Source organism: Mesorhizobium sp. M0296, assembly GCF_040321675.1.
In the GTDB taxonomy this organism is placed as follows: Bacteria; Pseudomonadota; Alphaproteobacteria; order Rhizobiales; family Rhizobiaceae; genus Mesorhizobium.
Window position 1 is genome coordinate 49,975 of the sequence record NZ_JAMYRZ010000027.1, and the last position, 24,956, is coordinate 74,930.

The window sequence follows — 24,956 nt, forward strand, 5'->3', positions numbered from 1 at the left end:
CGCCCGGATGAACTCTGCCGGGTCCGGGCGCGAACCTATACTCACGGCGTTGGCGCCGGCGATGCAATCGCTCAAGCTGCGCCTAGCCCCGCAATGCCCGTCGCAGGATCTTGCCGACCGGTGTCTTCGGCAGCTCGGTGCGGAACTCAATATACCTGGGACGCTTGTAGCCGGTCAGGTTCTCGCGGCAATAAGCCGTCAGCATGTCGGCGGTCAGTGCCGGGTCCTTCTTGACGACGAACAGCTTCGGCACTTCACCCGAATGCTCGTCCGGCACGCCGATCGCCGCCACTTCGAGTACGCCTGGATGCTGCGCCACCACTTCCTCGAGTTCGTTCGGATAGACGTTGAAGCCGGAAACCAGGATCATGTCCTTCTTGCGGTCGACGATCTTGGTGTAGCCAAGCTCGTCCATGAAGCCCATGTCGCCCGATTTGAAGAAGCCGTCCTCGGTCATCACCTTGGCGGTCTCGTCCGGCCGGTTCCAGTAGCCGGCCATCACCTGCGGTCCGCGGATGCAGATTTCGCCGACTTCGCCGAGCGGCAAATTGTTGCCGTGGTCGTCGCGGATGGCGATCTCGGTCGAGGGCAGCGGCAGGCCGATCGTGCCGGTGTAAACGCCGTCGCTGAATTTGTTGATGGTTGTCCCCGGCGAGGTCTCGGTGAGCCCGTAGGCCTCGCTGATCGGGCAGCCGGTCAGCGCCTTCCAGCGTTCGGCGATGGCCCTCTGCACCGGCATGCCGCCACCCAGCGTCAGGATCAGCGGCTTGAAATCGAGCTTGCGAAAATCCTCATTATTGAGCAGCGCATTGAACAGCGTGTTGAGGCCCGGAAAGATGTGGATCGGGTATTTCTGCAGCTCCTTGACGAAGCCGGGAATGTCGCGCGGATTGGGGATGAGGACATTCTGCGCGCCTTGCTGCATGCCTACCAGCACGTTCGCCGTCAGCGCAAAAATGTGATAGAGCGGCAGCGCGCAGAGGAAGTTCAGATGCGCCGGCTTCGGCTTGACGGTAAAAGCGTCTTCGGCCCACAGCGCGTTCTGCGCGACGTTCGCCAAAATGTTGCTGTGCAAAAGCATCGCGCCCTTGGAGATGCCGGTCGTGCCGCCCGTGTATTGCAGGAAGGCGATGTCGTCGGCCGCGACCTTTGCGGGCCTGAAGGCCATGCCGGTGCCGGCCTTCAGCGCGGCGTTGAACTTGACATGGCCGGGCAGCGACCATGCCGGCACCATCTTCTTGACGCGGCGTACAACGAAGTTGACGATCGTTCCCTTGAGCCCGCCGAGCATGTCGCCCATCGAGGCGACCACGACATGCTTGACTGCGGTCCTGGCGATCACCGCCTGCAGGGTGCAGGCAAAATTTTCGAGGATGACAATGGCTTGAGCGCCGGAATCCTTGAGCTGGTGCTCCAGCTCGCGCGGCGTGTAGAGCGGATTGATGTTGACCACGACATAGCCGGCGCGAAGCACTGCCATAATCGCCACCGGATATTGCAGCACATTCGGCATCATCAGGGCGACGCGCGCGCCCTTCTGCAGCCCCGTTGATTGCAGATAGGCGCCGAAGGCGGCCGACTGTCGCTCGAGGTCGGCATAGGTGATCGATTTGCCCATGCAGACGAAGGCCGGCCGATTCGCAAACTGCTTGCACACGGCGACGAGAAAGTCGCCGATCGAGCTGGAGGGCAGGTCGCCAATCTCGGCCGGCACGATCTTTGGGTAACTCTTGAGCCACGGTTTTTCCGGCAGGCCGGCGGCCAGCGACGTGATCGCCTTTGGTAATCTCTTGGCCGGACCTGCCGGCAGTCGTGGCGCTGTCGGCACTGCCTTCGCCGCCGGCTTGGCGGCAGACTTTGCAGCAGGCGCCGTCTTGCCGGTTGCCGGTTTAGCAGCCGCTCCAGCCGTGGTCTTCGCCGCCGGCTTCGCGCTTGCCTTCGCGGTAGCCGTCGGCTTGGCGGCGGCCGCTTTTGACTTGACTGCTTTCGATGTTGCCTCGGCCTTTGCTTTCGCCGCGTTGGTTGTCTTTGCCGGTTTTGCCACCTGTCGCTCCCTCAATCGTTCTTATTGTTTCGGCATGCTTGCGCGCCACCACCGCCCTGATCACAACGATATCCCACGCTTGCCGCAATGTCCGGAACGTGGGAAAATCCGGCACGCTGCCCACCTATCTATGTATTGCCACAAGCGACGGCCGTGCAAGCCTCGCCACCTGGAGTGCGGTAAGACTTGCCGTCAAACCTCTCGGCCGCGACCGGTTTTCGGATGCGCATCTCTTGAACCGAACGGCTCGATTCCCACAATTGGCGGCATCGCCGATCAACAAAAAATTGAAGTCGCTAATAATGTCGTGATCTGCGGATTCGGCTCGTTTTTTCCACAATTTGCCGCGTGCCGGAATTTTTTTCTGCTTCCCGTGGGTTAGGCAAACAAGCAGTTCCAAAGCTAGAAAAACGGTGCTTATATGCGGCCTTCGCGAGCCTGATAGAGGGGCTTGGAAGAACATCAGGGAGTGCTCAATGAAAAAGAAACTGACTTTTGCAGCCGCGTTGCTGGCTGCAAGCGTCCTCGGCGGCATGGCCAATGCAAAACAACTGGTCTATTGCTCGGAGGCTTCGCCGGCCGGCTTCGACCCGTCGCCATGGAGCGGCGGCAACGACTTCGACGCCTCGTCGCGCACCATCTATTCGCGCCTGGTCGAGTTCGAGCATGGCAAGACCACCATCTCGCCCGGCCTGGCCGAGAGCTGGACGGTTTCCGACGACGGTCTCGAATACACCTTCAAGCTTCGCCCGGGTGTGAAATTCCAGACGACCGATTATTTCACGCCGACGCGCGACCTCAACGCCGACGACGTGATCTTTTCCTTCGAACGCCAGTGGAAGAAAGAAAGCCCGTGGTACAGCTATCTGGAAGGCACCGGCTGGGAATATTTCACCGGCATGGGCTTTCCCGACCTCCTGAAGGAAATCGTCAAGGTCGACGACCTGACGGTGAAATTCGTGCTGAACAAGCCTGAAGTCGCGTTCCTGCCGGACCTCGGCATGGATTTCGCCTCGATCGTCTCCAAGGAATATGCCGACCAACTCGACAAGGCCGGCACCAGGCAGCAGTTCACCCAGAAGCCGGTCGGCACTGGTCCGTTCCAGTTCGTCGACTATCAGGTCGATGCGGTCGTGCGCTATGCAGCATGGGACGGCTACTATGGCGGGCGACAGAAGATCGACGATCTGATCTTCGCCATCACGCCCGATCCGGCCGTACGCGCGCAGAAGCTGAAGGCAGGCGAGTGCGATATCATGTCATACCCGGCGCCGGCCGACATTGCCGGACTGCAGGCTGACGCGAACCTCAAGGTCGACGAGCAGGAAGGCCTGAACATCGGCTACATGGCTTACAACACGACGCAGCCGCCCTTCGACAAGGTCGAGGTCCGCAAGGCCCTCAACATGGCGGTAAACAAGAAGGCGATCATCGACGCGGTCTATCAGGGCGCCGGCGCGCCGGCCATCAACCCGATCCCGCCGACCATGTGGTCCTATAACAAGGACATCAAGGACGATCCCTATGATCCGGAGGCGGCCAAGAAGATGCTGGCCGATGCAGGCGTCAAGGATCTGTCGATGAAGATCTGGGCTATGCCGGTCAGCCGCCCCTACAACCCGAACGCCCAACGCGTCGCCGAGTTGATCCAGGCCGACTATGCCGCCGTCGGCGTCAAGGCGGAGATCGTCAGTTACGAATGGACCGAGTATCGCCAGCGCGGCAAGGCTAAGGATCGCGACGGCGCCTTCCAACTGGGCTGGACCGGTGACAATGGCGATCCGGACAACTTCTTTTTCCTGCTCGGTTGCGATGCCATCGGCCAGTCCAATTATGCGATCTGGTGCAACCAGGAATTCGAAGCCCTGCTGAAAAAAGGCAAGGCGACGACGGACGTCGCCGAGCGCACCAAGATCTACGAGGAAGCTCAGGTGGTGTTCAAGCGTGAGGCTCCGTGGCTGACCATCGCCCACTCCAAGGTCTTCATGCCGATGAACAAGAAGGTGTCGGGCTTCGTTATGGACCCGCTCGGCATTCATCGGTTTGACGGCGTCGACGTCACCGAATAAGTCCTGAGAAATTGAGCGGCGGCGCTGGACTTCCCGCGCCGCCGTTCTATGAAGCAAGATGCTCCGTTATCTCGTCCACAAGCTCGCTTTGATCATCCCGACCGTGTTCGGCATATCGCTGGCGGCGTTTGCTTTCGTCCGGCTTCTGCCCGGCGATCCTATCCTGGCCCTGGCGGGCGAGCGCGGCGTCAGCCCCGAGCGCTACGCCCAGCTCATCGAGCAGTTTGGCTACAACCGGCCCTATGTCATCCAATACCTGGAATATATCGGCAGGGTCCTGACCGGCGATTTCGGCATATCTATTGCCACCAAGCGGCCAGTGCTCGGCGAATTCCAGGCGCTGTTTCCAGCCACGCTGGAACTGGCGACAGTGGCGTTGATCATCGCCGTCCTGCTCGGCATTCCTGCCGGTATCTTCGCCGCGGTCAAGCGCGGCTCGTGGTTCGACCAGGCTACGATGGGTGTCGCGCTGACCGGCTATTCGATGCCGATCTTCTGGTGGGGGTTGCTGCTCATTATCTTCTTCTCCGGCTATCTCGGCTGGACGCCGGTTTCCGGCCGCATCGGCCTGCAGTATTTCTTCAGGCCGACGACCGGGTTCATGCTCATCGACAGCCTGATCTCCGGCGGGAGCGGCGCTTTCAAATCTGCCGTCAGCCATTTGATCCTGCCGTCGATCGTGCTGGCGACGATCCCGCTTGCCGTCATAGCGCGCCAGACGCGCTCGGCTATGCTCGAGGTGCTGGGCGAGGACTATGTCCGCACCGCGCGCGCCAAGGGCCTGGCGCCTCGCCGCGTCATCGGTCTGCACGCTTTTCGCAACGCGCTGATCCCGGTAGTCACCACCATTGGACTGCAGGTCGGCACCTTGATGGCGGGCGCCATTCTGACCGAGACCATTTTTTCCTGGCCGGGCATCGGCAAATGGATGATCGATGCCATCGGCAAGCGCGACTATGTCGTCGTCCAGAGCGGATTGCTGATCATCGCGCTGATCGTCATGGCGGTGAACCTGATCGTCGACGTGCTCTACGCCGTCATCAATCCGCGCATCCGGGTGCAGTGAGATGACCGACGAATCCGCCGCCGAAGCTACCGCCGCCTCCATCCCGACAGGCGGCAGGCAACGGGCTTTCGCCGAGTTCTGGCACTACTTCTCGATGAACACCGGCGCGGTCATCGGCCTTGTCGTGTTTTCGGCGCTGGTGCTGGTGGCGATCTTTGCGCCGTTCGTCGCCCCACATTCGCCCGACGAGCAGTTTCGCGATGCGCTGCTGGCACCCCCTGCCTGGCAGGAAGGCGGCAAATCGATGTTCCTGCTCGGCACCGACGCGGTCGGCCGCGACATGCTTTCACGGTTGATCTTCGGGGCGCGTTTCTCGCTGTTCATCGGTCTGGTGGTCGTTGTCTTCTCGCTCACCAGCGGCATCGTGCTTGGCGTGCTCGCCGGCTATTTCCGCGGCTGGGTCGACACTCTGATCATGCGCATCATGGATATCATCCTGGCCTTCCCGTCGCTGCTTCTGGCGCTGGTGCTGGTGGCGATCCTCGGCCCGGGCCTGTTCAATGCCATGCTGGCGATCGCGCTGGTGCTGCAGCCGCATTTTGCGCGCCTCACCCGCGCCGCCGTGATGGCCGAAAAGAACCGCGAATATGTCATCTCCGCCAAGGTGGCTGGTGCCGGTCATCTTCGCTTGATGGTGAGGACGATCCTGCCGAACTGCCTGGCACCGCTGATCGTGCAGGCGACGTTGTCCTTCTCCAACGCTATTCTCGAGGCTGCGGCGCTCGGCTTCCTCGGTGTCGGTGCGCAGCCGCCGACGCCGGAATGGGGCACGATGCTCGCCTCGGCGCGCGAGTTCATCCTGCGCGCGCCTTGGGTGGTGACCTTCCCCGGCCTTGCTATCCTGATCACTGTGCTTGCCATCAATCTGATCGGCGATGGCTTGCGCGATGCCTTCGATCCCAAGCTGAAGAGGTCATAATCCAATGCCTCTTCTCGAGATCAAGAACCTGACCGTTTCCTTCGACACCGCCGCTGGACCTTTCATGGCGGTACAAGGCATCGACCTGTCGGTCGAACCGCGCGAGGTGCTGGCGATCGTCGGCGAATCCGGTTCGGGCAAGTCGGTGGCGATGCTGGCGGTGATGGGGCTTTTGCCCAACACCGCGACGGTGAGGGCCGACCGCATGGCCTTCGACGGCATCGACCTGCTCAAGCTCGGCCCATCCGAGCGGCGCAAGATCGTCGGCAAGGACATTTCGATGATCTTCCAGGAGCCGGTCGCCAGCCTCAACCCGTGCTTCACCGTCGGCTTCCAGATCGAGGAGGTGCTGCGCTTCCATATGGGCATGGACCGCGCCCAGCGCCGGGCGCGTGCCATCGAATTGATGAAGTTGGTCGGCATCGCCGACCCCGAGGAACGGCTGGGCTCCTTCCCGCACCAGATGTCGGGTGGTCAGTGTCAGCGCGTCATGATCGCCATCGCCATCGCCTGCAATCCCAAGCTTTTGATCGCCGACGAGCCAACCACGGCGCTCGATGTCACCATCCAGAAGCAGATCCTCGATCTGCTGGTCGGCCTGCAGGCCAAATATGGCATGGGCCTGATCATGATCACCCACAATATGGGGGTGGTTGCCGAGACCGCCGACCGTGTCATCGTCCAGTACAAAGGCCGCAAGATGGAAGAGGCCGACGTGCTGTCGCTGTTCGAGTCCCCCAAGAGCAACTACACGCGCGCGCTCCTGTCGGCGCTGCCCGAAAACGCCGTCGGCGACCGGTTGCCTACTGTTTCCGACATGCTGTTTGAGCCGGCCCCATCTGTAGTCGCAGCCCGGTCCGCAGGAGGAACCGCCTCATGAGCGTGACGGTAGTCGAAGGCAAGAACATCGTGCGCGACTATCATGTCGGTGGCGGGCTTTTCCGCCCTTCCCGTACGGTTCATGCGGTCAAGGGTGTTTCGTTCAGCGTCGACAAGGGCAAGACGCTGGCCATCGTCGGCGAGAGCGGCTGCGGCAAGTCAACACTCGCCCGCATCATCACCCTGATCGACCCGGCGACCTCCGGCGAGCTTTTCATCGACGGCAAGAAGGTAGACATCGGCAGGAACGGCCTGTCGAAGGAAATGCGCCGCAAGGTCCAGATCGTCTTCCAAAACCCTTATGGTTCGCTCAATCCACGCCAGAAGATCGGCGACGTGCTTGCCGAGCCGCTGCTCATCAACACCGACAGCACGGCCGACGAGCGGCGCGATCTTGCCATGAAGATGCTAAAGAAGGTCGGTCTCGGCCCCGAGCACTTTAATCGCTATCCGCATATGTTTTCGGGCGGCCAGCGCCAGCGGATCGCCATCGCCCGCGCGCTGATGCTCAACCCCAGCCTTCTGGTGCTGGACGAGCCGGTCTCGGCACTTGATCTTTCGGTGCAGGCGCAGGTGCTGAACCTGCTCGCCGACCTGCAGGACGAGTTTCAGCTAACCTATGTTTTCATTAGCCACGACCTGTCGGTGGTGCGCTACATCGCCGACGACGTGATGGTAATGTATTTCGGCGAAGCGGTCGAATACGGCTCGCGCGACGAGGTCTTCGCCGACCCCAAACACAGCTACACCAGGACGCTGTTCGCTGCGACGCCACGTGCCGACGTTGCCAGCATCAAGGCACGTTTGGCGAAGAAGAAGGCCGCCTGATCCGGCGAGGTTTGCCGGTCGGCTACCGCTTCTCGATCCCCGGAATGCCGGAGATCTGCTCGGCGAGAAAGTCGACCAGCAGCCGCACCCGGGCAATGCCCACACGCTCCGGAACGATCAGCATGCTCAGCGGGACGGGAGGCGGAAAATAGCCCGGCAGGACCACTTCCAGCCGGCCGGCCGCCAGGAGATCGTCGACAAGCCAATGGTGGGCGGGTGCGATACCGCGTCCGGCGACAAGGGCTTCGCGCGCGGCAAGCCCATGGTCGACCCGAAATCGATCGCCAAAGGGCACCGCAAAGCGTTTGCCGCCCGGCCCCTGCAGGGCGAGTGTGTCGCTTCCCGCGATGTTCGACATCCGGATGCCTTCATGGCCAGGCAGATCCTGCGGGACAGCCGGTCTGCCCCGCGCCGCCAGATAGGCCGGCGCCGCCACCAGCAGACGCCGGGATTGCCCGAGCGCCCGCAGTTTCATTGAGCTGTCGGTGAGCGGACCCAGGCGAAGCGCAATGTCGACGCCCTCCCGCACAAGATCGATGCGCTCGTCGGTGAGGCTAAGATCGATGCCGATATCGGGATAGCGGTCCTGAAAGGCGAAGATCAGCCGGCTGACGTGCAAGACCCCGAGCGCCGCCGTGCAGGATATCCGGATCGTGCCGGCCGACGCGCCGCGCGTGCCCCGCGCCTCATCGCCGGCCTGCTCAACGAGGCGCAGGACCTGGACGCTGTCGGCATAGTAACGGCTGCCTTCATCAGTCATCGTCACACGCCGGGTGGTCCTGCTGAGCAAGGGCACTCCGACGGCCTCCTCGAGTTCTCGCAAATGCCGTGTGACCGTCGACTGCCCAATTCCGAGCTCGCGCGCCACCGCCGAGAGGCTGCCGCGCTCGGCGACGCGAACGAAGGTGCGCATGCGCTCGAGAGTGACGTCCGATCTATCCATTATTCGGCATTATCTTATACATTTCCTACATATAGTGGATCATTCCGCGGCTGGCTACCTTTGGTGTCTATCGTCCTTCTTCGGAGTAGACCCATGAAAGTCCTGCTTGTTTTTGCTCATCCTGAACCGCGTTCGCTCAACGGCGCGCTGCGTGACGTCGCCATCAGGGAACTCGAGGCCCAAGGCCACGAGGTGCGGGTGTCGGACCTCTATGCCGACGGCTGGAAAGCCGAGGTGGACCGTGCCGACTTTCCGTCGTGGCCGCCCGAAGCACGCTTCCTGCCGGCCGGCGCCTCCAAAAAGGCTTTTGCGACCAACACTCTGACCGATGACGTCAAAGCCGAGATCGACAAGCTGCTATGGGCCGACACCCTGATCCTCCAGTTCCCGCTGTGGTGGTACGCCATGCCGGCGATCCTCAAGGGCTGGGTCGATCGCGTGTACGCCTACGGCTTCGCCTATGGCGTTGGCGAGCACAGCGACAAGCGGTGGGGTGACCGCTTTGGTGAGGGAACGCTCGCCGGCAAGCGCGCAATGCTGATCGTGACCACCGGCGGCTGGGAGGAGCATTATTCCGCCCGCGGCGTTAACGGCCCGATCGACGACCTGCTGTTCCCGATCAATCACGGGATTCTATACTATCCGGGCTACGACGTGCTTCCGCCGTTCGTGGTTTACAGGGTGGACCGTTTCGGAGAGGCGGATTTCGAGCCTGTCGCGGAGCGACTGCGCGAAAGGATGCGAACGCTCGAGACGATCCGGCCCATTCGTTATCGGCAGCAGAATGGCGGCGATTACTTGATCCCAAGCATGCAATTGCGCCCCGGCTTGGAGAACCCGGGTGCGACCGCCTTTGCGCTTCACGAGGATCGCGCCGGCGTCGCCGCCCAGTCCGATCAGGACAGCCGGGCGATGATGATGCGCAGCGCCTCGCCGAAGCGCCGGACCTCCTCGATCGTATTGTAATGCACCAGCGAGGCGCGCACGGCGCCGCTGTCCATGCTGAGGTTGAGCCGCTTCATCAGACGCGGCGCATACATGTGGCCGTCGCGAATGCCGATCTGCATCTCGGCCATTTCCTCGACGATCCTCTGCGGCGACAGCGTGCCGACATTGAAGCAGAAGGTCGGCACGCGTTCGCTGAGGCGTGCCTCTTCGGCCACGCCGTAGATCGTCGCGCCGCAATCTTTGAGCACCGCCAGCATTTCGCGCGCCAGCACCTGTTCGTAGTCGCGGATTGCATTCATGCCGGCGACGATGTTGTCGCGGCGCGACCGATTGTTCTCGGACAAGAAATTGCGGCCGATCGATTCGAGGTAACGCACCGCGGCATCCATGCCGGAGACGTTCTCGTAGATGAACGTGCCGGCTTCGATTTTGTGGGGCGGCTCGTCGGGGATGAAATCCTCGCGGAAGGTCGGCAGGCGCTTCAGAGTTTCGAAGCGGCCCCACAGGAAGCCCATATGCGGCGAGAAATTCTTGTAGCCGGAGCAGACCAGATAGTCGCAATCCCAGGCCTGCACATCGATCAGCCCGTGCGGCCCGTAATGCACGCAGTCGAGCAACACTTCGGCGCCTGCCGCATGCGCAATCGCAGCCACGGAAGCAACGTCGACAATCGAGCCGATCGAATGCGCCGTGACCGTGCAGGCGACGAGCCGGGTGCGCTCTGAGACCAGCGGGCGCAAATCGTCGACATGCAGATTGCCGTCGTCGCGCATCCGCCACCATTTGAACTTGGCGCCGGCGGGCGCCAGCGCCAGCCACGTCGCGATATTGGCGTCGTGATCCATGTCGGTGATGACGATCTCGTCACGCTCCCCGTTTGGGCGCTCGGAAAGCATCTGGCCGATGCCGAGGCTGACCAGGCGGATGAACGAAGTGGCGTTCATGCCGAAGCAGATCTCCGCCGGGTTGGTGGCGTTGATCAGCAAGGCCACGCTTTCGCGAGCGCCGGCGACGGCTTGGTCGACGGTGACGCTGCGGCCATAGCGGCCGCCGCGCTGCACATTATGCGCGACCAAATGGTTGGTGACCGCATCGAGCACGCTTTGCGGGATCTGCGCGCCGGCGGCATTGTCCATGAAGACGAAGTCCCCGGCTTGCTGCAAGGCGGGAAACATGGCGCGGATCGTCTCGACCGGGAAAGCCGCGGCATCGCCGGTTTTCGAAATCTGATGCTGGTTCAAGGTCGTCTCCTGCGAAGTGCGCTGACAGATTAGCGGGTCTTTTCGGTTTGAAAGCGGCGTTCAAGGAGGCTGACGAGACGGACCATCGGCCAGAGAAAGATGAGATAGACCAGCGCCGCGCCGATCAGCGGTGAAGGATTGGCATAGAGCGATTGCGCGTTGGTCGCTTCCTTCAGCAGTTCGGGCAGCGCCACGGTGGAAGCGAGCGAAGTATCCTTGAACATCGAAACGCAATTGCTGGTCATTGGCGGAATGACGACGCGGATCGCCTGCGGCAGCACTACCTTGCGCAAGGTCAGCAAGAACGGCAGGCCGAGCGCCTGCGCCGCCTCGAACTGGCCGCGCGGAATGCTCTCTATACCGGAGCGGAACACCTCGGCCGAATAGGCCGCCATGATGATGGCGAACGCCATCACCGCGGACGTCCACGATGATAGGCGAATGCCGAGGAACGGCAGCGCATAGTAGATCAGGATCAGCACGACCAGCACCGGCATCGCCCGGAAAATGTCGATGTAGCCGACCGCCAGCAGCCGAAGCGGCTTTGGCGCATAGAGCCGCACCAGGCTGATCGCGAGGCCGACGGGAATACCGATGCCGATGCTCATGATTCCAAGCAGAAGCGTGTTCAGGAAACCGCGCAGTAGCGCCGGCAGGCTGGAGACCATGACGTCGGCGTTGAAGAAAGTGTCCAGCAGCGACATCGCAGCATTTCCGAAACGTTTGGCGTCCCGCGACGCTCGAGCCCGAGCCCGAAATCCGAAATCGTGCCGGCACGAAAGCCGGCACGACATTTAAGCGCGAACTGCCGCTCAGGCCTTCGGCATAGGCATTTCCTTGACGGTCGAGGAATCGGCCGGTGCGTCGCTGCCGAACCACTTCTTGTGGATCGCGGCCAGCGTGCCGTCCTTCTTCATCGCGGTCAGCGCGTCGTTCAGCTTGCCGAGCAGCGGGTGGTCCTTTGTCATCATGAGACCATACTGCTCGCCGGTCTTGATGCGCTCTTTTACGGCGAGATCCTTCATCCTGGTGAAAGAATATTCCAGGCCCGGAATATCGCTGACCGCCGCATCGACGCGGCCGGAGCTGAGATCGAGCAGCAAATTCTGCTGCGTGTCGTAGCCTTTGACGTCACTGAACCCGCCCGCTTCCTGGTGGGCCTTGACCCAGGCTTCGCCGGTCGAGCCGGACAGCACGCCGACGATCTTGCCCTTGAGGTCGGCCTCGGCTTTGATTGGGCTGTCGGCCTTCGCGGCGATGCCCATGTCGGAATCATAGTAGGGCTGCGTGAACGACTGAGACTTCAGCCGCTCCGGCGTGATGGTGATCGACGAGATGGCGACGTCGATGCGCTTCGAGGTGGTGGCGGCGAACAGCGCCTGGAAACCGAGATCGGCGATATCAGTGGTCATGCCGATACGCTTTGCCGCCTCATTGATGATGTCGACTTCGAAACCCTCGAACGTGCCGCTCTCGTTCTTGTATTCAAAAGGCGGATTGGTCGGATAGGCGCCGACATTCAGCGTGCCTTCGGCGTAGGCCGGGCCGCCGGCGATGCCGATGGCGGCAGCAACAAGAAGCAGGTTGCGACGGGTGAAGTTCATTTTCGTTCCCTCTGGTTGTGATCGGACGGGTTTGGTCCCGTACGGTTTTGATGCGTCAAGTGACGGGACTGCCGGAAAGCCCTCCCGGCACGGCAGTCGCAAGACATCGGATGCTATCCAAAGTACCGCGCTTTTCAAGGCGAAAGTTTAAGCTTAAAAAATTGCCGCGTGTTGCCGTCATTCGGGAATAACCGCCGTGGCCTGGATCTCCACCTTGGCGCGATCCTCGACCAGCGCCATCACCTGCATAGCGGCCATCGCCGGAAAATGCCGGCCGATCACCTCGCGATAGACCTCGCCGATCCCCCTGAGATTGGCCAGATATTCCGCCTTGTCGGTAAAGTACCAGGTCATCGAGGTGATATGCTCAGGCGTGGCGCCGGCCTCGGCGAGCACGGCGACAATATTGGCCAGCGTCTGCCGCACCTGGCCGACAAGATCATCGGTCTCGAAGCGGCCCTGTCCGTTCCAGCCGACCTGCCCGCCGACGAAGACAAGCTGTCCACGCGCGGCGACGCCATTGGCGTAGCCGACGGGTTTCGCCCAGCCTTCCGGCTGCAGGATGGTGTGCATGTCAAAACCTCCCAATGCTCAAATCCGGTCGCTTAAAACTCAAAGACAATCAATTCTTCCACACAACTCCGTTCTCAGGCCGCCCCCATCACCTGCCGTGCAATCACCACCTTCTGCACGTCGGACGCTCCCTCGTAGATGCGCAGCGCCCGGATCTCACGATACAGGCTTTCGATGATATGGCCCTTGCGGACGCCGTCGCCGCCATGCAGCTGCACAGCCTTGTCGATCACCTCTTGCCCTTTGTCGGTAGCGAACAGCTTGGCCATGGCGGCTTCGCGGGTAACCCGAGCCGCGCCCATGTCCTTGGTCCAGGCGGCACGATAGACCAGCAACGCGGCGGCATCGACATCAAGCGCCATGTCGGCGATGTGGCCCTGCACCATCTGCAGCTCGGCCATCGGCGCACCGAACAGCCTGCGCTCGGCCACTCTTGTGATGCTTTCGTCCAGCGCGCGCCGGGCAAAGCCGAGCGCCGCTGCGCCGACGGTCGAACGGAACACGTCGAGCACGGACATGGCGATGCGAAAACCGTCACCGGGTTTGCCGATCAGCGCCGAGGCTGGAATGCGTGCATTGTCGAAAGACAGCCGGGCGAGCGGGTGCGGCGCGATCACCTCCAGCCGCTCGGCAACGATCAGCCCCTCGGTTTCGGAAGGCACGACAAAGGCGGAAAGCCCCTTGGCGCCGGGCGCTTCGCCGGTGCGGGCAAAGACAGCATAAAAGTCAGCGATACCGCCGTTGGAGATCCAGGTCTTTTCGCCGGAAAGCAGGTAGCCGTCGCCGTCACGGGAAGCCGTCATCTCCATGTTGGCGACATCCGATCCCGAGCGCGGCTCCGACAGCGCAAAGGCGGAGATTGCCTCGCCGGCCCGCGTCTTCGCTAGCCAGCGTTGCTGATCTGGCGTGCCGAACAGGCTTAGCGCGCCGGTGCCGAGCCCTTGCATGGCAAAGGCGAAGTCGGCGAGCCCGTCGTGTCGCGCCAGCGTCTCGCGCGTGAGGCACAGGGTGCGCACGTCGAGCGGCGAGGGGTTTTCGGTGTCGAGCGCCGTCGGCTTCAGCCAGCCGTCCCGGCCGAGCTTGGCCACCAGCTCGCGGCAGGCGGCGTCGACATCGTCATGCGCGACCGGCAGGTTCTTGGCGCACCATGCCTCCAGCCGCTCCGCCAGATCGCGGTGGCGATCCTCGAAGAACGGCCAGGAGAGGAAGGAACGGTCAGGCATTGCTGCCTCCACAATTCTCCGGCCCTGGCGCTCCACGGCGCCCCCCTCTGTCCTGCTGGACATCTCCCCCTCTAGGGGGGCGATTGGCGGCTTCGCTGCCACGGCTCTCCCTGCGATGTTGGAGATTGGCGAAAGCGGGCCTGATATCCAATCTCCCCCCTTGAGGGGGAGATGGCCGGCAGGCCAGAGGGGGGTGCTGTCCCGCCAGCGTGGAAGCGATCATCTCAATTTCCCTCGAACACCGGCTTCTCCTTAGCCACGAAAGCCGTGTACGCCCGCTCGAAATCGCGGGTCTGCATGCAGATCGCCTGCGCCTGTGCTTCCGCTTCGATCGCCTGGTCGAGACCCATCGACCATTCCTGGTTCAGCTGCGTCTTGGTCATGCCATGGGCGAAGGTCGGGCCGGAAACGATGCGCGCGGCCATGTCGAGCGCGTCGGCCTCAAGCGTTGCGGTATCGACCAGCCGGTTGTAGAAGCCCCAGCGCTCGCCTTCCTCGGCACTCATCGTGCGGCCGGTATAGAGCAGCTCGGCGGCGCGGCCCTGGCCAATGATGCGCGGCAGGATCGCGCAGGCGCCCATGTCGCAGCCGGCAAGGCCGACGCGGGTGAACAGGAATGCTGTCTTGGCCTGGGGCGTGGCGATGCGGATATCGGAGGCCATGGCGATAATCGCGCCGGCGCCGACCGCCACGCCATCGACCGCCGCAATAATCGGCCTGCCGCAATTCAGCATCGCCTTGACGAAATCGCCCGTCATGCGGGTGAAGGCGAGCAGCGCCATCATGTCCATCTTGACCAGTGGGCCGATGATTTCGTGGACATCGCCGCCCGAGCAGAAATTGCCGCCATTGGGCAGGAACACCACAGCATCGACATCATCGGCGTAGACAAGGTCGCGAAATATGTCGCGCAATTCGGCATAGCTGTCGAAGGTCAGCGGGTTCTTGCGCTCCGGTCGATCGAGCCGGATCTTTGCGATCTTGCCTTCGACCTGCCAGAGGAAATGCTTCGGCTTGCGGCCGGCCAGCTTCGTCATTCCCGTCCCTCCCAATTGCTGCGGAAGGAGGTCAGCATGCCGGTCAGCCGGCGCGCCTCATCCTCGCTCACATTGCCCAGCAACTCGCCGACCCATTTTTCATGCGCGGCGGCGATCACGGCGAAAATCTTCGATCCCTCTTCCGTCAGCCGCACCATCGAGGTGCGGCGGTCGCCATTGCGTCGGGCCCGCATCACCAACCCTTCCGAGACCAGCCGGTCGATGATGCCGGTGACATTGCCGTTGGACACCAGCAGGAAGCGCGAAAGATCGCTCATCAGCATGCCCTCCGGCGCGCGGTAGAGCGCGGCCATCACGTCGAAGCGTGGCAGCGTTGTGTTGAACTCTTGCCGCAGTCGTTCGCGCAGCTCGGCCTCGATGGTGCGCGAGGCGCGCAGCAGGCGTATCCACAGCCGCAGGCGGTCCTTGCCGGGTCCGGACGGGGCGGGCAGGGGACCGGCTACCATGTCTCACCTCCGGAGATCGAAATCGTCTGCCCGGTAATCGACCGGGCGGCGTCGCCACACAGATAAAGTACCGCGGCCGCAATTTCTTCCGGCTGGATGAAGCGGCCTTGCGGGTTGGTCGCGGCTAGGCTTGTCCGTGCCTGCTCGGACGAGCGGCCGGTCGTTTGGACGATGCGCTGGACGGTGCTCTCCAGCATCTCGGTTTCGACAAACCCTGGGCACACGGCATTCACTGTTATGCCGGACTTGGCGGTCTCGACGGCGAGTGCCCGCATCAGGCCGACGACGCCATGCTTGGCGGCAACGTAAGCTGCGACATAGGGATAACCTTTCAGTCCGGCGGTGGAAGCGACGAAGATGATACGGCCAGTCTTGCGCACTGCCATGCCGGCCAACGCCGGCTTCACCGTCAGGAACGCACCGGTCAAGTTGACGTCGAGCGTGCGCTGCCAGTCTGCCAGCGAGGTCCGCTGCGCCGGGGCACTGCCGGACATGCCGGCATTGGCAACGACGATGTCGAACGCTCCGCGTGCCGCTTCCGCTGCCTCGTAGAGCGACGCCATCGACGTCTCGTCGGTGACGTCGGCGGCAATGGCGAAGATGGACTTGTTCTCCGCGGCGACCTCGGCAAGCGGCTCCACGCGCCGGCCGCAGATGGTCACGTCAATGCCCCCGCCGGCCAGCGCCAGCGCGATCGCGCGGCCGACGCCGGAGCCGCCGCCGGTGACCAGCGCATGACGCCCCGAAATCGTCGCCGCGGCACTCATACTTTCAACCCCGCTGCCGCTTCGCGTTCGGCCAGCCGGTAGAGCTGGTCGCGGCCGGGCAGATAGGGATCCGGCCATTTGACGCCGCGATCGCCAAGCGTTACGGCCGCGTGCAGCGTCCAATACGGATCGGCAAGATGCGGCCTAGCCAGTGCGACGAGATCGGCGCGGCCCGCCATCAGGATCGAGTTGACGTGGTCCGGCTCATAGATATTGCCGACCGCCATCGTCGCCATGCCGACCTCGTTGCGGATGCGATCGGAAAACGGCGTCTGGAACATGCGGCCATAGACCGGTGTTGCCACGGCCGAAGTCTGGCCGGCCGATACGTCGCAGATGTCTACGCCGGCCTCATGCAGCAGCCGCGCGATCTCTACGGCATCGGCCGGCGTCACGCCTTCGATGCCCAGCCAGTCATTGGCGGAGATGCGCATCGAGATCGGCTTCTCGGCCGGCCACGCGGCGCGCACCGCATGAAAGATTTCCAAGGGGTAGCGCATGCGGTTTTCCAGCGAGCCGCCATAGGAGTCGGTGCGCCGGTTGGTCAAGGGCGTGATGAAGGAGGACAGGAGATAGCCGTGCGCGGCGTGGATTTCGAGCATGTCGAAGCCGCAGCGCGCCGCCATCTCGGCCGAAGCGACAAACTGGTCGCGCACCATATCCATGTCGGCGCGGTCCATCGCCTTCGGCACCTGGTTTTCCCGCGACCACGGCACGGAAGACGCTGCCATGACGGGCCAATTGCCTGAGGGCAGCGGCACGTCGGTTCCCTGCCAGCCGAGCCTGGTCGACCCCTTGGCACCGGAATGGCCGATCTGGGCGCAGATCTTGGCCTCGGTTTCGGCATGGACGAACTCGACCAGCCGCTTCCAGGCGACCTCATGCTCGGGCGCATAGAAACCAGGGCAGCCAGGCGTGATGCGGCCCTCCGCGCTGACGCACGTCATCTCGATGTAGAGGAGACCGGCGCCGCCCTTGGCCCGTTCGGCGTAATGGGCGAAATGCCAATCGGTCGGACAGCCGTCGACCGCTTTGTACTGCGCCATCGGCGAGACGACGACGCGGTTCTGCAGCGCCATGCCGCGCAGCCGGAACGGCGCGAACATCGGCGCGCGACGCAGATTGTTGCCCCCGGCGCCGGCCTGGCGCTGGAACCACTCCTCGGCGCCGGCCAGCCATTCGGCATCGCGCAGCCGCAAATTCTCGTGACTGATGCGTTGCGAACGCGTCAGCAGCGAATAGTTGAACTGCACCGGATCGAGGCCGAGATAGCGCTCGACCTCCTCGAACCATTCGAGCGAATTGCGCGCCGCCGACTGCAGCTTCAGCACTTCGGTGCGGCGGGCGTCCTCGTATTTGCTAAAGGCGGCCTCGAGGTCTGGCTCGGACTCGACATAGTCGGCCAGCGCCACCGCGCTTTCCAGCGCCAGCTTGGTGCCGGAACCGATCGAGAAATGCGCGCTCGCCGCCGCGTCGCCCATCAGCGCCAGGTTCTTGTAGGACCAGCGTTCGCACAAGACGCGCGGGAAATTGATCCACGCCGAGCCGCGGATATGATTGGCGTTGGTCATCAGCGCGTGGCCGCCGAGATGGCGGGCAAAGATGCGCTCGCAGACGGCAATCGATTCCTGCTGCGACATCGCGCCGAAGCCGAAGCGCTGCCAGGTCTGCTCGCTGCATTCGACGATGAAGGTCGCGGTATCGCTGTCGAACTGGTAGGCATGCGCCCACACCCAGCCATGCTCGGTCTTTTCGAAGATGAAGGTGAAGGCGTCGTCGAATTTCTGGTGGGTGCCGAGCCAGACGAACTTGCATCTACGAATGTCGATATCGGGCTTGAACACGTCGACGAAGGCGCTCCGCGCTTTCGAGTTCAACCCGTCGGCGGCGACAACCAGGTCGTGCGTCTCCATATATGGCTTGGGATCGGCGATGTCGGTTTCGAAGACCAGCTTGACGCCGAGTTCGCGCGCCCGCCGCTGCAGCAACGTGAGCAGCCGCTTGCGGCCAATGCCGCAAAAGCCGTGACCGGTCGAGACCGTGCGCACGCCGTCATGGATGACGGCGATATCGTCCCAATAGGCGAAATGCTTGCGGATCCAGACGGCGCTGACCGGGTCGTTTTTGGTCAGGTTCTCCAGCGTTTCGGCCGACAGCACGACGCCCCAGCCAAACGTATCATCGGCACGGTTGCGCTCGAACACCGTGACCTCATGCGCGGCATCCCTGAGCTTCAGCGAGATTGCAAAGTAGAGCCCGGCTGGTCCGCCGCCGAGAACCGCAACTTTCATCGTGCGATCTCCTCTTCGCTTCTGTTTGTCGAGTTTACGCCTGAGACGGATTAATTCAAGCTTGAAGTTTCAGGATTGAAACAATCCGCCCCAGAAATCCAGCTTGCCGGCAGTCGGCTTGCGCAGGCCAGGGACGCCCCGGGGCTATTTTTCCGGGTTCTTCGGGCTCCACAGCACCGTCTCCGCATCTTTTTCATAGGCCATGCCATTGGGATAGCTGATCGCTTCCAACTGCAAGCCCCAGGGCGCCTGGAAGTAGAGGATGGTCTGGCCGGCGGCCGGGCCTTCGGTAACCGGCAGCGGTCCCATCCGCGTCTTGACGCCCTTGCCGTCAAGATAGGCTTTTGCGGCGGCGATGTCGTCGACATAGAAGGCGATATGGAAGCCGCCTATGTCGCTGTTGCGAGGCCTCAGGTCCTTCTGGTCCGGCGCGGTGTATTTGAACAACTCGATGTTCGACCCGTGTCCGCAGCGGACCAGGGTGATCTCCTCAATCACCGCCTTGGGATCGACGCCCAGCAGATCCTGCATGAATGTGCCCTTGTCGTCGGCGAACGGGCCGAACGACATCGCCTTCTTGCAGCCAACCACCTCGGTGAAGAAATCGACCGCCTGCTCCATGTCGGGGACGGTGACGCCGGTGTGGTCGTGGCCACGCATGCCGGGAATGGAACTGGCGTAAGCCGTGCCGATGCCTCCCAGCACGGTGGCGGTGAGCACTGCGTAGCGGATTGCATTCTTCATGTCAGTCATCCTCAATCGCGGGACATTTTGCCGGGTGCACGCCCGAGGCCCGCTCTTTAGCGTGCGAATAGGATTGTGTTTCATGCCGGCGCCTTTGCGGCGGGAAGTAGCCAGGCATCATCGATCTCGGGCAGCGGAATGGCGGCGAGCAGATCGCGCGTGTAGCCCTGCTGCGGCTGCTCGAACAAAGCGTCGGTCGCACTGGCTTCGACGATCGCGCCTTCGCGCATGACGATCACTTGCCGGCAGAGCCGCCGGATCACCGACAGGTCATGGCTGATGAAGGCAACGGTCAGGCCCATTTCGGCGGCGAGTTTTTCCAGCAGCGTCAGGATCTGTGCCTGCGTCGACACGTCGAGGCCTGAGACGATTTCGTCGGCCAGCACGAATTTCGGCGACAGCGCCAGCGCGCGGGCAATGCCGACGCGCTGGCGCTGGCCGCCCGACAATTCATGACGATAGCGGCTGGCGAAGCCTTGCGGCAGGCCGACGCGCTGCAATGCCTCCGCGACACGCCCCTTGAGATTGTCGCCAAGCCCGTTCTGCTTGAGCGGTGCTGCGATGATGCTGAAGATGGTGCGGCGCGGGTTGAGCGACGACATCGGATCCTGGAAGATCATCTGCAGATTGCGGCGCAGCGGCCGGAGCTCGGCCTCAGGCAGATGTGTGATGTCGCGGCCGTCGAAGATGACCTTGCCGGCGCTCGGCTCAAGAAGCCGCACTAAGGCGCGGCCAAGCGTCGATTTGCCGGAGCCGGATTCGCCGACGATGCCGGTCACCGATCCCTTTGGCAGGTCGAAATCCAGCCCTTTCAGGATCTCGGCCAAGGGCGCGCGGCCGATCAGCGGCTTGCGCGTCATGTCGGGCAGCGCGACCTTCAGCCCACGCACGGAAAACAGCGGCTCAGCCATGCGGGCGCCTCCAGGCCTGATCGGCGGCGGCGATCTCCGAAGCAAGCCCGGCCAGCACCGCCTCGTCCACCGGCTTCAGCGAAGCGAAGGGGTCGGTGTAGCGTGGCGTCGCGGCCATCAGCGCTCGCGTGTAGGGGTGCTGCGGAGCGGCGAAGAGAGCGGCCGTTTCGGCCTCCTCGACCACCTTGCCGGCATAGAGCACCGAGACCTTCTGGCTGATCTTGGCGACGACGCCGAGATCATGGGTGACGAACAGGATCGCCGTGCCGTGCTCGCGCTGCAGCTGCGCGATCAGCCGCAGGATCTGCTTCTGCACGGTCACGTCGAGCGCCGTGGTCGGCTCGTCGGCGACGATCAGCCTTGGTTCGGCCGCAAACGCCGCGGCGATCAGCACGCGCTGGCGCATGCCGCCGGACAGCTCGTGCGGATAGCATTTGAGGACACGCTCGGGGTCGCGGATCTGCACCTCGTCCAGCAATTGGCGAATGCGTGTATCGGCCTTCTCACCGCTCCAGCCGAGGATGCGCACCAGCCGGTCGGTCATCTGCGGGCCGATGCGGCGTGACGGGTTGAGCGCGGTCAGCGGGTCTTGCGGGATCAGCGCGGTGCGCGCGCCGATCAGCGTGCGCCTTGCCTTTGGCTGAAGCTTGCCGAGGTCCTCGCCCTCCAGCAGCATGTCGCCTTCGACGATGCGCACGCTCGAGGGCAGCACGCCAAGCACCGCCTTGCCGATCATCGTCTTGCCGGCGCCGCTCTCGCCGACCAGCGCGCGCACCTCGCCGGGCTCGACGGCGAGCGACACCGAGCGCAGCACGCGCAAGCCATTAGGCAGCACCGCGCTAAGGCTGCGTATGTCAAGGCAGGGTTTCGCCAGCGCGTTCATCGCAGCACCGGATCGAAACGTGCCCTGAGACCTTCGCCGAACTGGCTGAACGACAGCACTGTCAGGATCAGCGTGACCAGCGGGAACACCAGCACCCACCAGGCCTGATGGATCGACAGGCGGCCCTCGGCGATGATGCCGCCCCAGGTTGGGTCGTCGGTCGAGATCGACAGATTGACGAAGGACAGGATCGCCTCGACGATGACGGCAATGCCCATCTCCAGCGACAGCAGCGCGACGATCGACGGCACCACATTGGGCAGCACTTCGCGCAGCATGATGCCGATGCGGCCGTAGCCGGCGATGCGGGCGTTCTCGACATAGTCCATGCGCGACTGGCCCAACGTCTCGGCGCGGATCACCCGGCAGAAGCGCGTCCAGTCGATGACGGCAATGGCAATGATAACCGAGCTCAAGCCGGTGCCGAGCACTGCGACCAAAAGGATGGCAAACAGCACCGGCGGAAACGCCATCCAGACATCGACGATGCGCGAGATGATGCGGTCGGCCCAGCCGCCGAAATAGCCGGCGATCAGCCCCAGCGTCGAGCCGACCAGGCAGGCGGCAAGGGCTGCCGCGAAGGCGACGATGAAGGCGATGCGGGCACCGAAGATCAGCCGTGACAGAAGATCGCGGCCGAGGCTGTCGGTGCCGAGCCAGTAGCCGGGCTCAGCACCGCTCAGCCAGAACGGCGGCAGCCGCTCCAGCATCAAATCCTGCGCCAGTGGGTCCTGCGGCGCGACCAACGGCGCAAAAATCGCGGCCAGCAGCGCAATCAGCAGCCAGCCGCCGGCCAGCCACAGGCGTGCCCGCGAGCCATGTCTCGAAATGCGGGCCTCATCCATGGCGCAGCCTCGGATTGAGCAGGGCGTACATCATGTCGACGGCAAGGTTGATCAGCACGAACAGCAGCGCGAAGACCAGCACGATGCCCTGGATCAGCGGCAGGTCGCGGTTGATGACGGCATCGATCGCCATGTTGCCGAGACCTTCATAGGAAAACAGCCGTTCGACGATGACCGTGCCGCCGATGAGGAAGGTGAACTGCACGCCGACCAGCGTCAGCGTCGGCAGGGCCGCGTTCTTCAGCGCCTCGCGCAGGATGACCTGCGTTTCCGAAAAGCCCTTTACCCGCGCCAGCACGACGTAGTCGAGGTCGAGCACTTCCTTCAGCGACTGTTTCAGCAGCTGCGAGATGATCGCGGCCAGTGGCAGCGCCAGCGCAATCGCCGGCATCAGCATGTGTGCCAGCAGGTCCCTGGTCAGGTCGAAGCGCAGCCGTACGATGCTTTCGAACAGATAGAATTGCGTGACGAAGGGCAGATCGAGTTGCGGCGACACCCGGCCGGAAATGTCGAAAACCGGCACCAGCACGCCGAACAAAAGGATCAGCACCAAACCCCACAGGAAATCGGGAATCGAGAGCGCCGCACCGCTGGCGATGTCGATGCCAGCTTCGACCGCGGTGCCGCGTTCGCGCGCGCCGAGGATCGCCGTCGTGCCGCCGATCGCCAGCGCCATCACAAGCGCGACGATCGCGAGTTCCAGCGTCGCCGGCAGGCGGTTGAAGACCAGGCCCAGAACATCCTGCCGGAGCGAAATCGAAGTGCCGAAATCGCCCCTGACGACACCTGCCAGCCAGATGAAAAATTGCTGGACGATGGTCTTGTCCAGCCCGTAAAGCGCGCGCAGACGCGCGATGTCGGCATCGGTTGCACCGGGCGGCAGCATCATCGCGATCGGATCGCCTGGCGCGACACGGATGACGACGAAGACGACGACGGCCACGCCGAACAGCGTGATCGCCATCGTCAGAAGACGGATCAGGAATCTTTGCAGCAGCATGGTCGCCCGTGGCGGAAAATGCGCGCCGTCATTCCGGACGGCGCGCGACAAGCCGAAGACTGTCTCAGGCCGGGCTCATCAGCGCCGGCAGAAGTGCGCCCGACACATGCTGCACGACATTGACGCCCTTGGCATGCACGATCGGCTGCGCATACTGGATCAGCGGCAGCACATAGGCCTGTTCGGCGATGTATTTGTCGACGGCCTTCCAGCCGGCAATGCGCTTGGCCTCGTCCTTCTCGCCCCATAGTGGATTGATCATGTCGATCAGATCCTGACTGTCCCACACCGAATGCGGGCTCGGGCCATACATGGCAAAACCGGTCGAGGTGGTCGGGTCGCCGATGGCGTTGCCCCAATTGTAGAAGGCCGCCGGCGCCAGCTTGTCGGCGGCGCGCAGCTCGTAGTGCTTGGCGATCTCGTAGACCTCGATCGTCGCCTCGATGCCGACCTTGCGCCACATGCCGACGATCGCCTGGATCATCTCGTAGTCCTTGGGCTTGAAGCCCTTGGTCGTCTGTATCGTGAACTTGACCGGCTTTTCCGGCGAATAGCCGGAGGCGGCCAGCAGTTCCTTGGCCTTGTCCGGATTGTGCTCCACCTTGATCGACGCATCGTAGGCCGCGTATTCCGGCGTCTCCAGCGTATCGATGGGCTGGCCGTAACCGCGCAGCAGCCGGTCGACCAAAAGCTTTTTGTCGACGGCCATCACCGCTGCCTGGCGCACGTTCTTGTCCAGCATCACGTCGATGTCGTTGAAGAAGATCATGCCGATGTCGGAAACGTTCTTGCACGAGCCGGCAAGTCCATCCTTGGCGATCAGGCGGTCATATTCCTCATAGGGGATTTCCAGCGTCACCTGCGAGGAACCGGACTCGATCTCGGCGACGCGGCTCGCCGCATCGGTGACGAACTTGATGGTTACGTTTTCGAAGGCCGGCTTGCCGCCCCAGTAGTTCGGGTTGGCCTTGAGCCGCAGGAAGGCGTTGCGCTCGAATTTGTCGACCATATAGGGCCCGGTGCCGATCGGGGCTTTCTCAAAACCCTCGGCGCCGACCTTTTCGTAATAGGTCTTCGGCATGATGTAGCCGGTCAGGAACGACATCCACTTGAAATACACCGGGTCGAATTGCACGACGTCGCCGGTGATCTTGTTGCCGTCGATCTTGAAGTTGTTGACGTTCTTCCAGACGAACTGGATCGGGTTGCCGGTCTTTTCATCGCCCGCCCGCTGCAGAGACCAGACCACGTCTTCGGCCGTGAATGGCGAGCCGTCATGCCAGGTGACGCCCTCGCGCACCGTCATCATGATCTTGCTGCGACCCTCGTTCCAGCCCCATTCGGTGAGCAGGCCGGGCGCGAAAGAAAGATCGGGCTTCTGCGGGATGAACTGGTCGAACACCGACTGGTACAGACCCTGGATGGTCGGGTTGACCGCCGAAGGCCCGGTGGTCGGGTCCCAGGACGGCAAATTGACATTGTAGGCGATGGTCAGTTCGCCGGCAGCCTTGGCGATTTGCGGCAGGCCGAGCGCCGTGGCGCCAAGTGCGGCCGCGCCATATCCGAGCAATTCTCGTCTGTTGATTGTCATGGTCGTTCCCCTGTTGCTTTTATGCGCGGTGTCGTTGTCAATCGGTGGGTTCAGGCTCCTTGGGCAACCGCGCCTTGTCCTCC

At 63.0% G+C, this 24,956-nt stretch carries 24 protein-coding genes; 7 read left to right on the forward strand and 17 right to left on the reverse strand.

The features are described 5' to 3' along the window. Window positions 1-82: 82 nt before the first annotated feature. Window positions 83-1,714: a long-chain-fatty-acid--CoA ligase gene (locus tag NKI97_RS23565; RefSeq protein WP_352836839.1), complete on the reverse strand. Its 1,632-nt coding sequence runs from the start codon at window positions 1,712-1,714 to the stop codon at window positions 83-85. Between the two features lie 16 nt (window positions 1,715-1,730). Between NKI97_RS23565 and NKI97_RS23570 the strand changes: the two genes are divergently transcribed. The 6 genes from NKI97_RS23570 (at window position 1,731) to NKI97_RS23595 (ending at window position 7,805) form a co-directional block, all read left to right on the forward strand. Beyond that, window positions 1,731-2,426, forward strand: a complete 696-nt coding sequence (locus NKI97_RS23570) for a hypothetical protein (protein ID WP_352836842.1) — start codon at window positions 1,731-1,733, stop codon at window positions 2,424-2,426. A gap of 94 nt (window positions 2,427-2,520) precedes the next feature. Then, window positions 2,521-4,113: an ABC transporter substrate-binding protein gene (locus tag NKI97_RS23575; protein ID WP_352448537.1), complete on the forward strand. Its 1,593-nt coding sequence runs from the start codon at window positions 2,521-2,523 to the stop codon at window positions 4,111-4,113. Window positions 4,114-4,171: 58 nt separating this feature from the next. After that, window positions 4,172-5,179 carry an ABC transporter permease subunit gene (locus NKI97_RS23580; RefSeq protein WP_352448538.1) on the forward strand — a complete coding sequence of 336 codons (1,008 nt, stop codon included), beginning with the start codon at window positions 4,172-4,174 and terminating at the stop codon, window positions 5,177-5,179. Window position 5,180: 1 nt separating this feature from the next. Beyond that, window positions 5,181-6,098, forward strand: a complete 918-nt coding sequence (locus NKI97_RS23585) for an ABC transporter permease subunit (RefSeq protein WP_023676823.1) — start codon at window positions 5,181-5,183, stop codon at window positions 6,096-6,098. Window positions 6,099-6,102: 4 nt separating this feature from the next. Next, window positions 6,103-6,978 (forward strand): ABC transporter ATP-binding protein, encoded by an 876-nt coding sequence (locus NKI97_RS23590; RefSeq protein WP_023676824.1) that lies wholly within the window; start codon window positions 6,103-6,105, stop codon window positions 6,976-6,978. Beyond that, the gene (locus tag NKI97_RS23595) at window positions 6,975-7,805 is read left to right on the forward strand and encodes a dipeptide ABC transporter ATP-binding protein (protein ID WP_352448539.1); all 831 of its coding nucleotides are present in this window, start codon (window positions 6,975-6,977) and stop codon (window positions 7,803-7,805) included. The genes NKI97_RS23590 and NKI97_RS23595 overlap by 4 nt, the downstream gene beginning before the upstream one ends. A 22-nt stretch (window positions 7,806-7,827) precedes the next feature. Here the strand turns inward: NKI97_RS23595 and NKI97_RS23600 are convergent, their stop codons facing one another. Further along, window positions 7,828-8,748: a LysR family transcriptional regulator gene (locus NKI97_RS23600; RefSeq protein ID WP_352448540.1), complete on the reverse strand. Its 921-nt coding sequence runs from the start codon at window positions 8,746-8,748 to the stop codon at window positions 7,828-7,830. A 93-nt stretch (window positions 8,749-8,841) separates the two neighbouring features. On the opposite strand from NKI97_RS23600, the gene NKI97_RS23605 reads away from it, so the two are divergent. Then, window positions 8,842-9,714: an NAD(P)H-dependent oxidoreductase gene (locus tag NKI97_RS23605; protein WP_352748888.1), complete on the forward strand. Its 873-nt coding sequence runs from the start codon at window positions 8,842-8,844 to the stop codon at window positions 9,712-9,714. Here the strand turns inward: NKI97_RS23605 and NKI97_RS23610 are convergent. The 15 genes from NKI97_RS23610 to NKI97_RS23680 all read right to left on the reverse strand — a co-directional run bounded on the left by NKI97_RS23610 (window position 9,645) and on the right by NKI97_RS23680 (window position 24,873). Then, entirely contained in the window at window positions 9,645-10,937 is a 1,293-nt protein-coding gene (locus NKI97_RS23610) for a cysteine desulfurase-like protein (RefSeq protein ID WP_352836845.1), read from the reverse strand. The genes NKI97_RS23605 and NKI97_RS23610 overlap by 70 nt on opposite strands. A gap of 29 nt (window positions 10,938-10,966) precedes the next feature. Continuing rightward, complete coding sequence (locus NKI97_RS23615; protein WP_292656040.1) at window positions 10,967-11,641, reverse strand: amino acid ABC transporter permease; 675 nt, start codon at window positions 11,639-11,641, stop codon at window positions 10,967-10,969. A 108-nt stretch (window positions 11,642-11,749) separates the two neighbouring features. After that, window positions 11,750-12,541, reverse strand: a complete 792-nt coding sequence (locus NKI97_RS23620; RefSeq protein ID WP_352836848.1) for an ABC transporter substrate-binding protein — start codon at window positions 12,539-12,541, stop codon at window positions 11,750-11,752. 177 nt (window positions 12,542-12,718) lie between these two features. Continuing rightward, complete coding sequence (locus tag NKI97_RS23625) at window positions 12,719-13,114, reverse strand: RidA family protein (RefSeq protein ID WP_352721770.1); 396 nt, start codon at window positions 13,112-13,114, stop codon at window positions 12,719-12,721. Between the two features lie 74 nt (window positions 13,115-13,188). Further along, the gene (locus NKI97_RS23630; protein WP_352836851.1) at window positions 13,189-14,337 is read right to left on the reverse strand and encodes an acyl-CoA dehydrogenase family protein; all 1,149 of its coding nucleotides are present in this window, start codon (window positions 14,335-14,337) and stop codon (window positions 13,189-13,191) included. A 224-nt stretch (window positions 14,338-14,561) separates the two neighbouring features. Further along, window positions 14,562-15,374, reverse strand: a complete 813-nt coding sequence (locus tag NKI97_RS23635) for an enoyl-CoA hydratase family protein (protein WP_352836854.1) — start codon at window positions 15,372-15,374, stop codon at window positions 14,562-14,564. Beyond that, window positions 15,371-15,841, reverse strand: a complete 471-nt coding sequence (locus tag NKI97_RS23640; RefSeq protein WP_023676834.1) for a MarR family winged helix-turn-helix transcriptional regulator — start codon at window positions 15,839-15,841, stop codon at window positions 15,371-15,373. The genes NKI97_RS23635 and NKI97_RS23640 overlap by 4 nt, the downstream gene beginning before the upstream one ends. Continuing rightward, window positions 15,835-16,608: an SDR family NAD(P)-dependent oxidoreductase gene (locus NKI97_RS23645; protein WP_352743132.1), complete on the reverse strand. Its 774-nt coding sequence runs from the start codon at window positions 16,606-16,608 to the stop codon at window positions 15,835-15,837. The genes NKI97_RS23640 and NKI97_RS23645 overlap by 7 nt, the downstream gene beginning before the upstream one ends. Next, window positions 16,605-18,899: a bifunctional salicylyl-CoA 5-hydroxylase/oxidoreductase gene (locus NKI97_RS23650; protein WP_352836856.1), complete on the reverse strand. Its 2,295-nt coding sequence runs from the start codon at window positions 18,897-18,899 to the stop codon at window positions 16,605-16,607. Before NKI97_RS23650 ends, NKI97_RS23645 begins: the two co-directional genes overlap by 4 nt. A 144-nt stretch (window positions 18,900-19,043) precedes the next feature. Then, window positions 19,044-19,643: a VOC family protein gene (locus tag NKI97_RS23655; protein WP_352743136.1), complete on the reverse strand. Its 600-nt coding sequence runs from the start codon at window positions 19,641-19,643 to the stop codon at window positions 19,044-19,046. A gap of 80 nt (window positions 19,644-19,723) precedes the next feature. After that, the gene (locus NKI97_RS23660) at window positions 19,724-20,554 is read right to left on the reverse strand and encodes an ATP-binding cassette domain-containing protein (protein WP_352743138.1); all 831 of its coding nucleotides are present in this window, start codon (window positions 20,552-20,554) and stop codon (window positions 19,724-19,726) included. Continuing rightward, entirely contained in the window at window positions 20,547-21,437 is an 891-nt protein-coding gene (locus NKI97_RS23665) for an ABC transporter ATP-binding protein (RefSeq protein ID WP_352836859.1), read from the reverse strand. The genes NKI97_RS23660 and NKI97_RS23665 overlap by 8 nt, the downstream gene beginning before the upstream one ends. After that, the gene (locus tag NKI97_RS23670; RefSeq protein ID WP_352681309.1) at window positions 21,434-22,282 is read right to left on the reverse strand and encodes an ABC transporter permease; all 849 of its coding nucleotides are present in this window, start codon (window positions 22,280-22,282) and stop codon (window positions 21,434-21,436) included. The genes NKI97_RS23665 and NKI97_RS23670 overlap by 4 nt, the downstream gene beginning before the upstream one ends. Continuing rightward, entirely contained in the window at window positions 22,275-23,282 is a 1,008-nt protein-coding gene (locus NKI97_RS23675) for an ABC transporter permease (RefSeq protein WP_352448553.1), read from the reverse strand. The genes NKI97_RS23670 and NKI97_RS23675 overlap by 8 nt, the downstream gene beginning before the upstream one ends. A 64-nt stretch (window positions 23,283-23,346) precedes the next feature. Further along, window positions 23,347-24,873 (reverse strand): ABC transporter substrate-binding protein, encoded by a 1,527-nt coding sequence (locus tag NKI97_RS23680; protein ID WP_352448554.1) that lies wholly within the window; start codon window positions 24,871-24,873, stop codon window positions 23,347-23,349. Window positions 24,874-24,956: the final 83 nt, after the last annotated feature.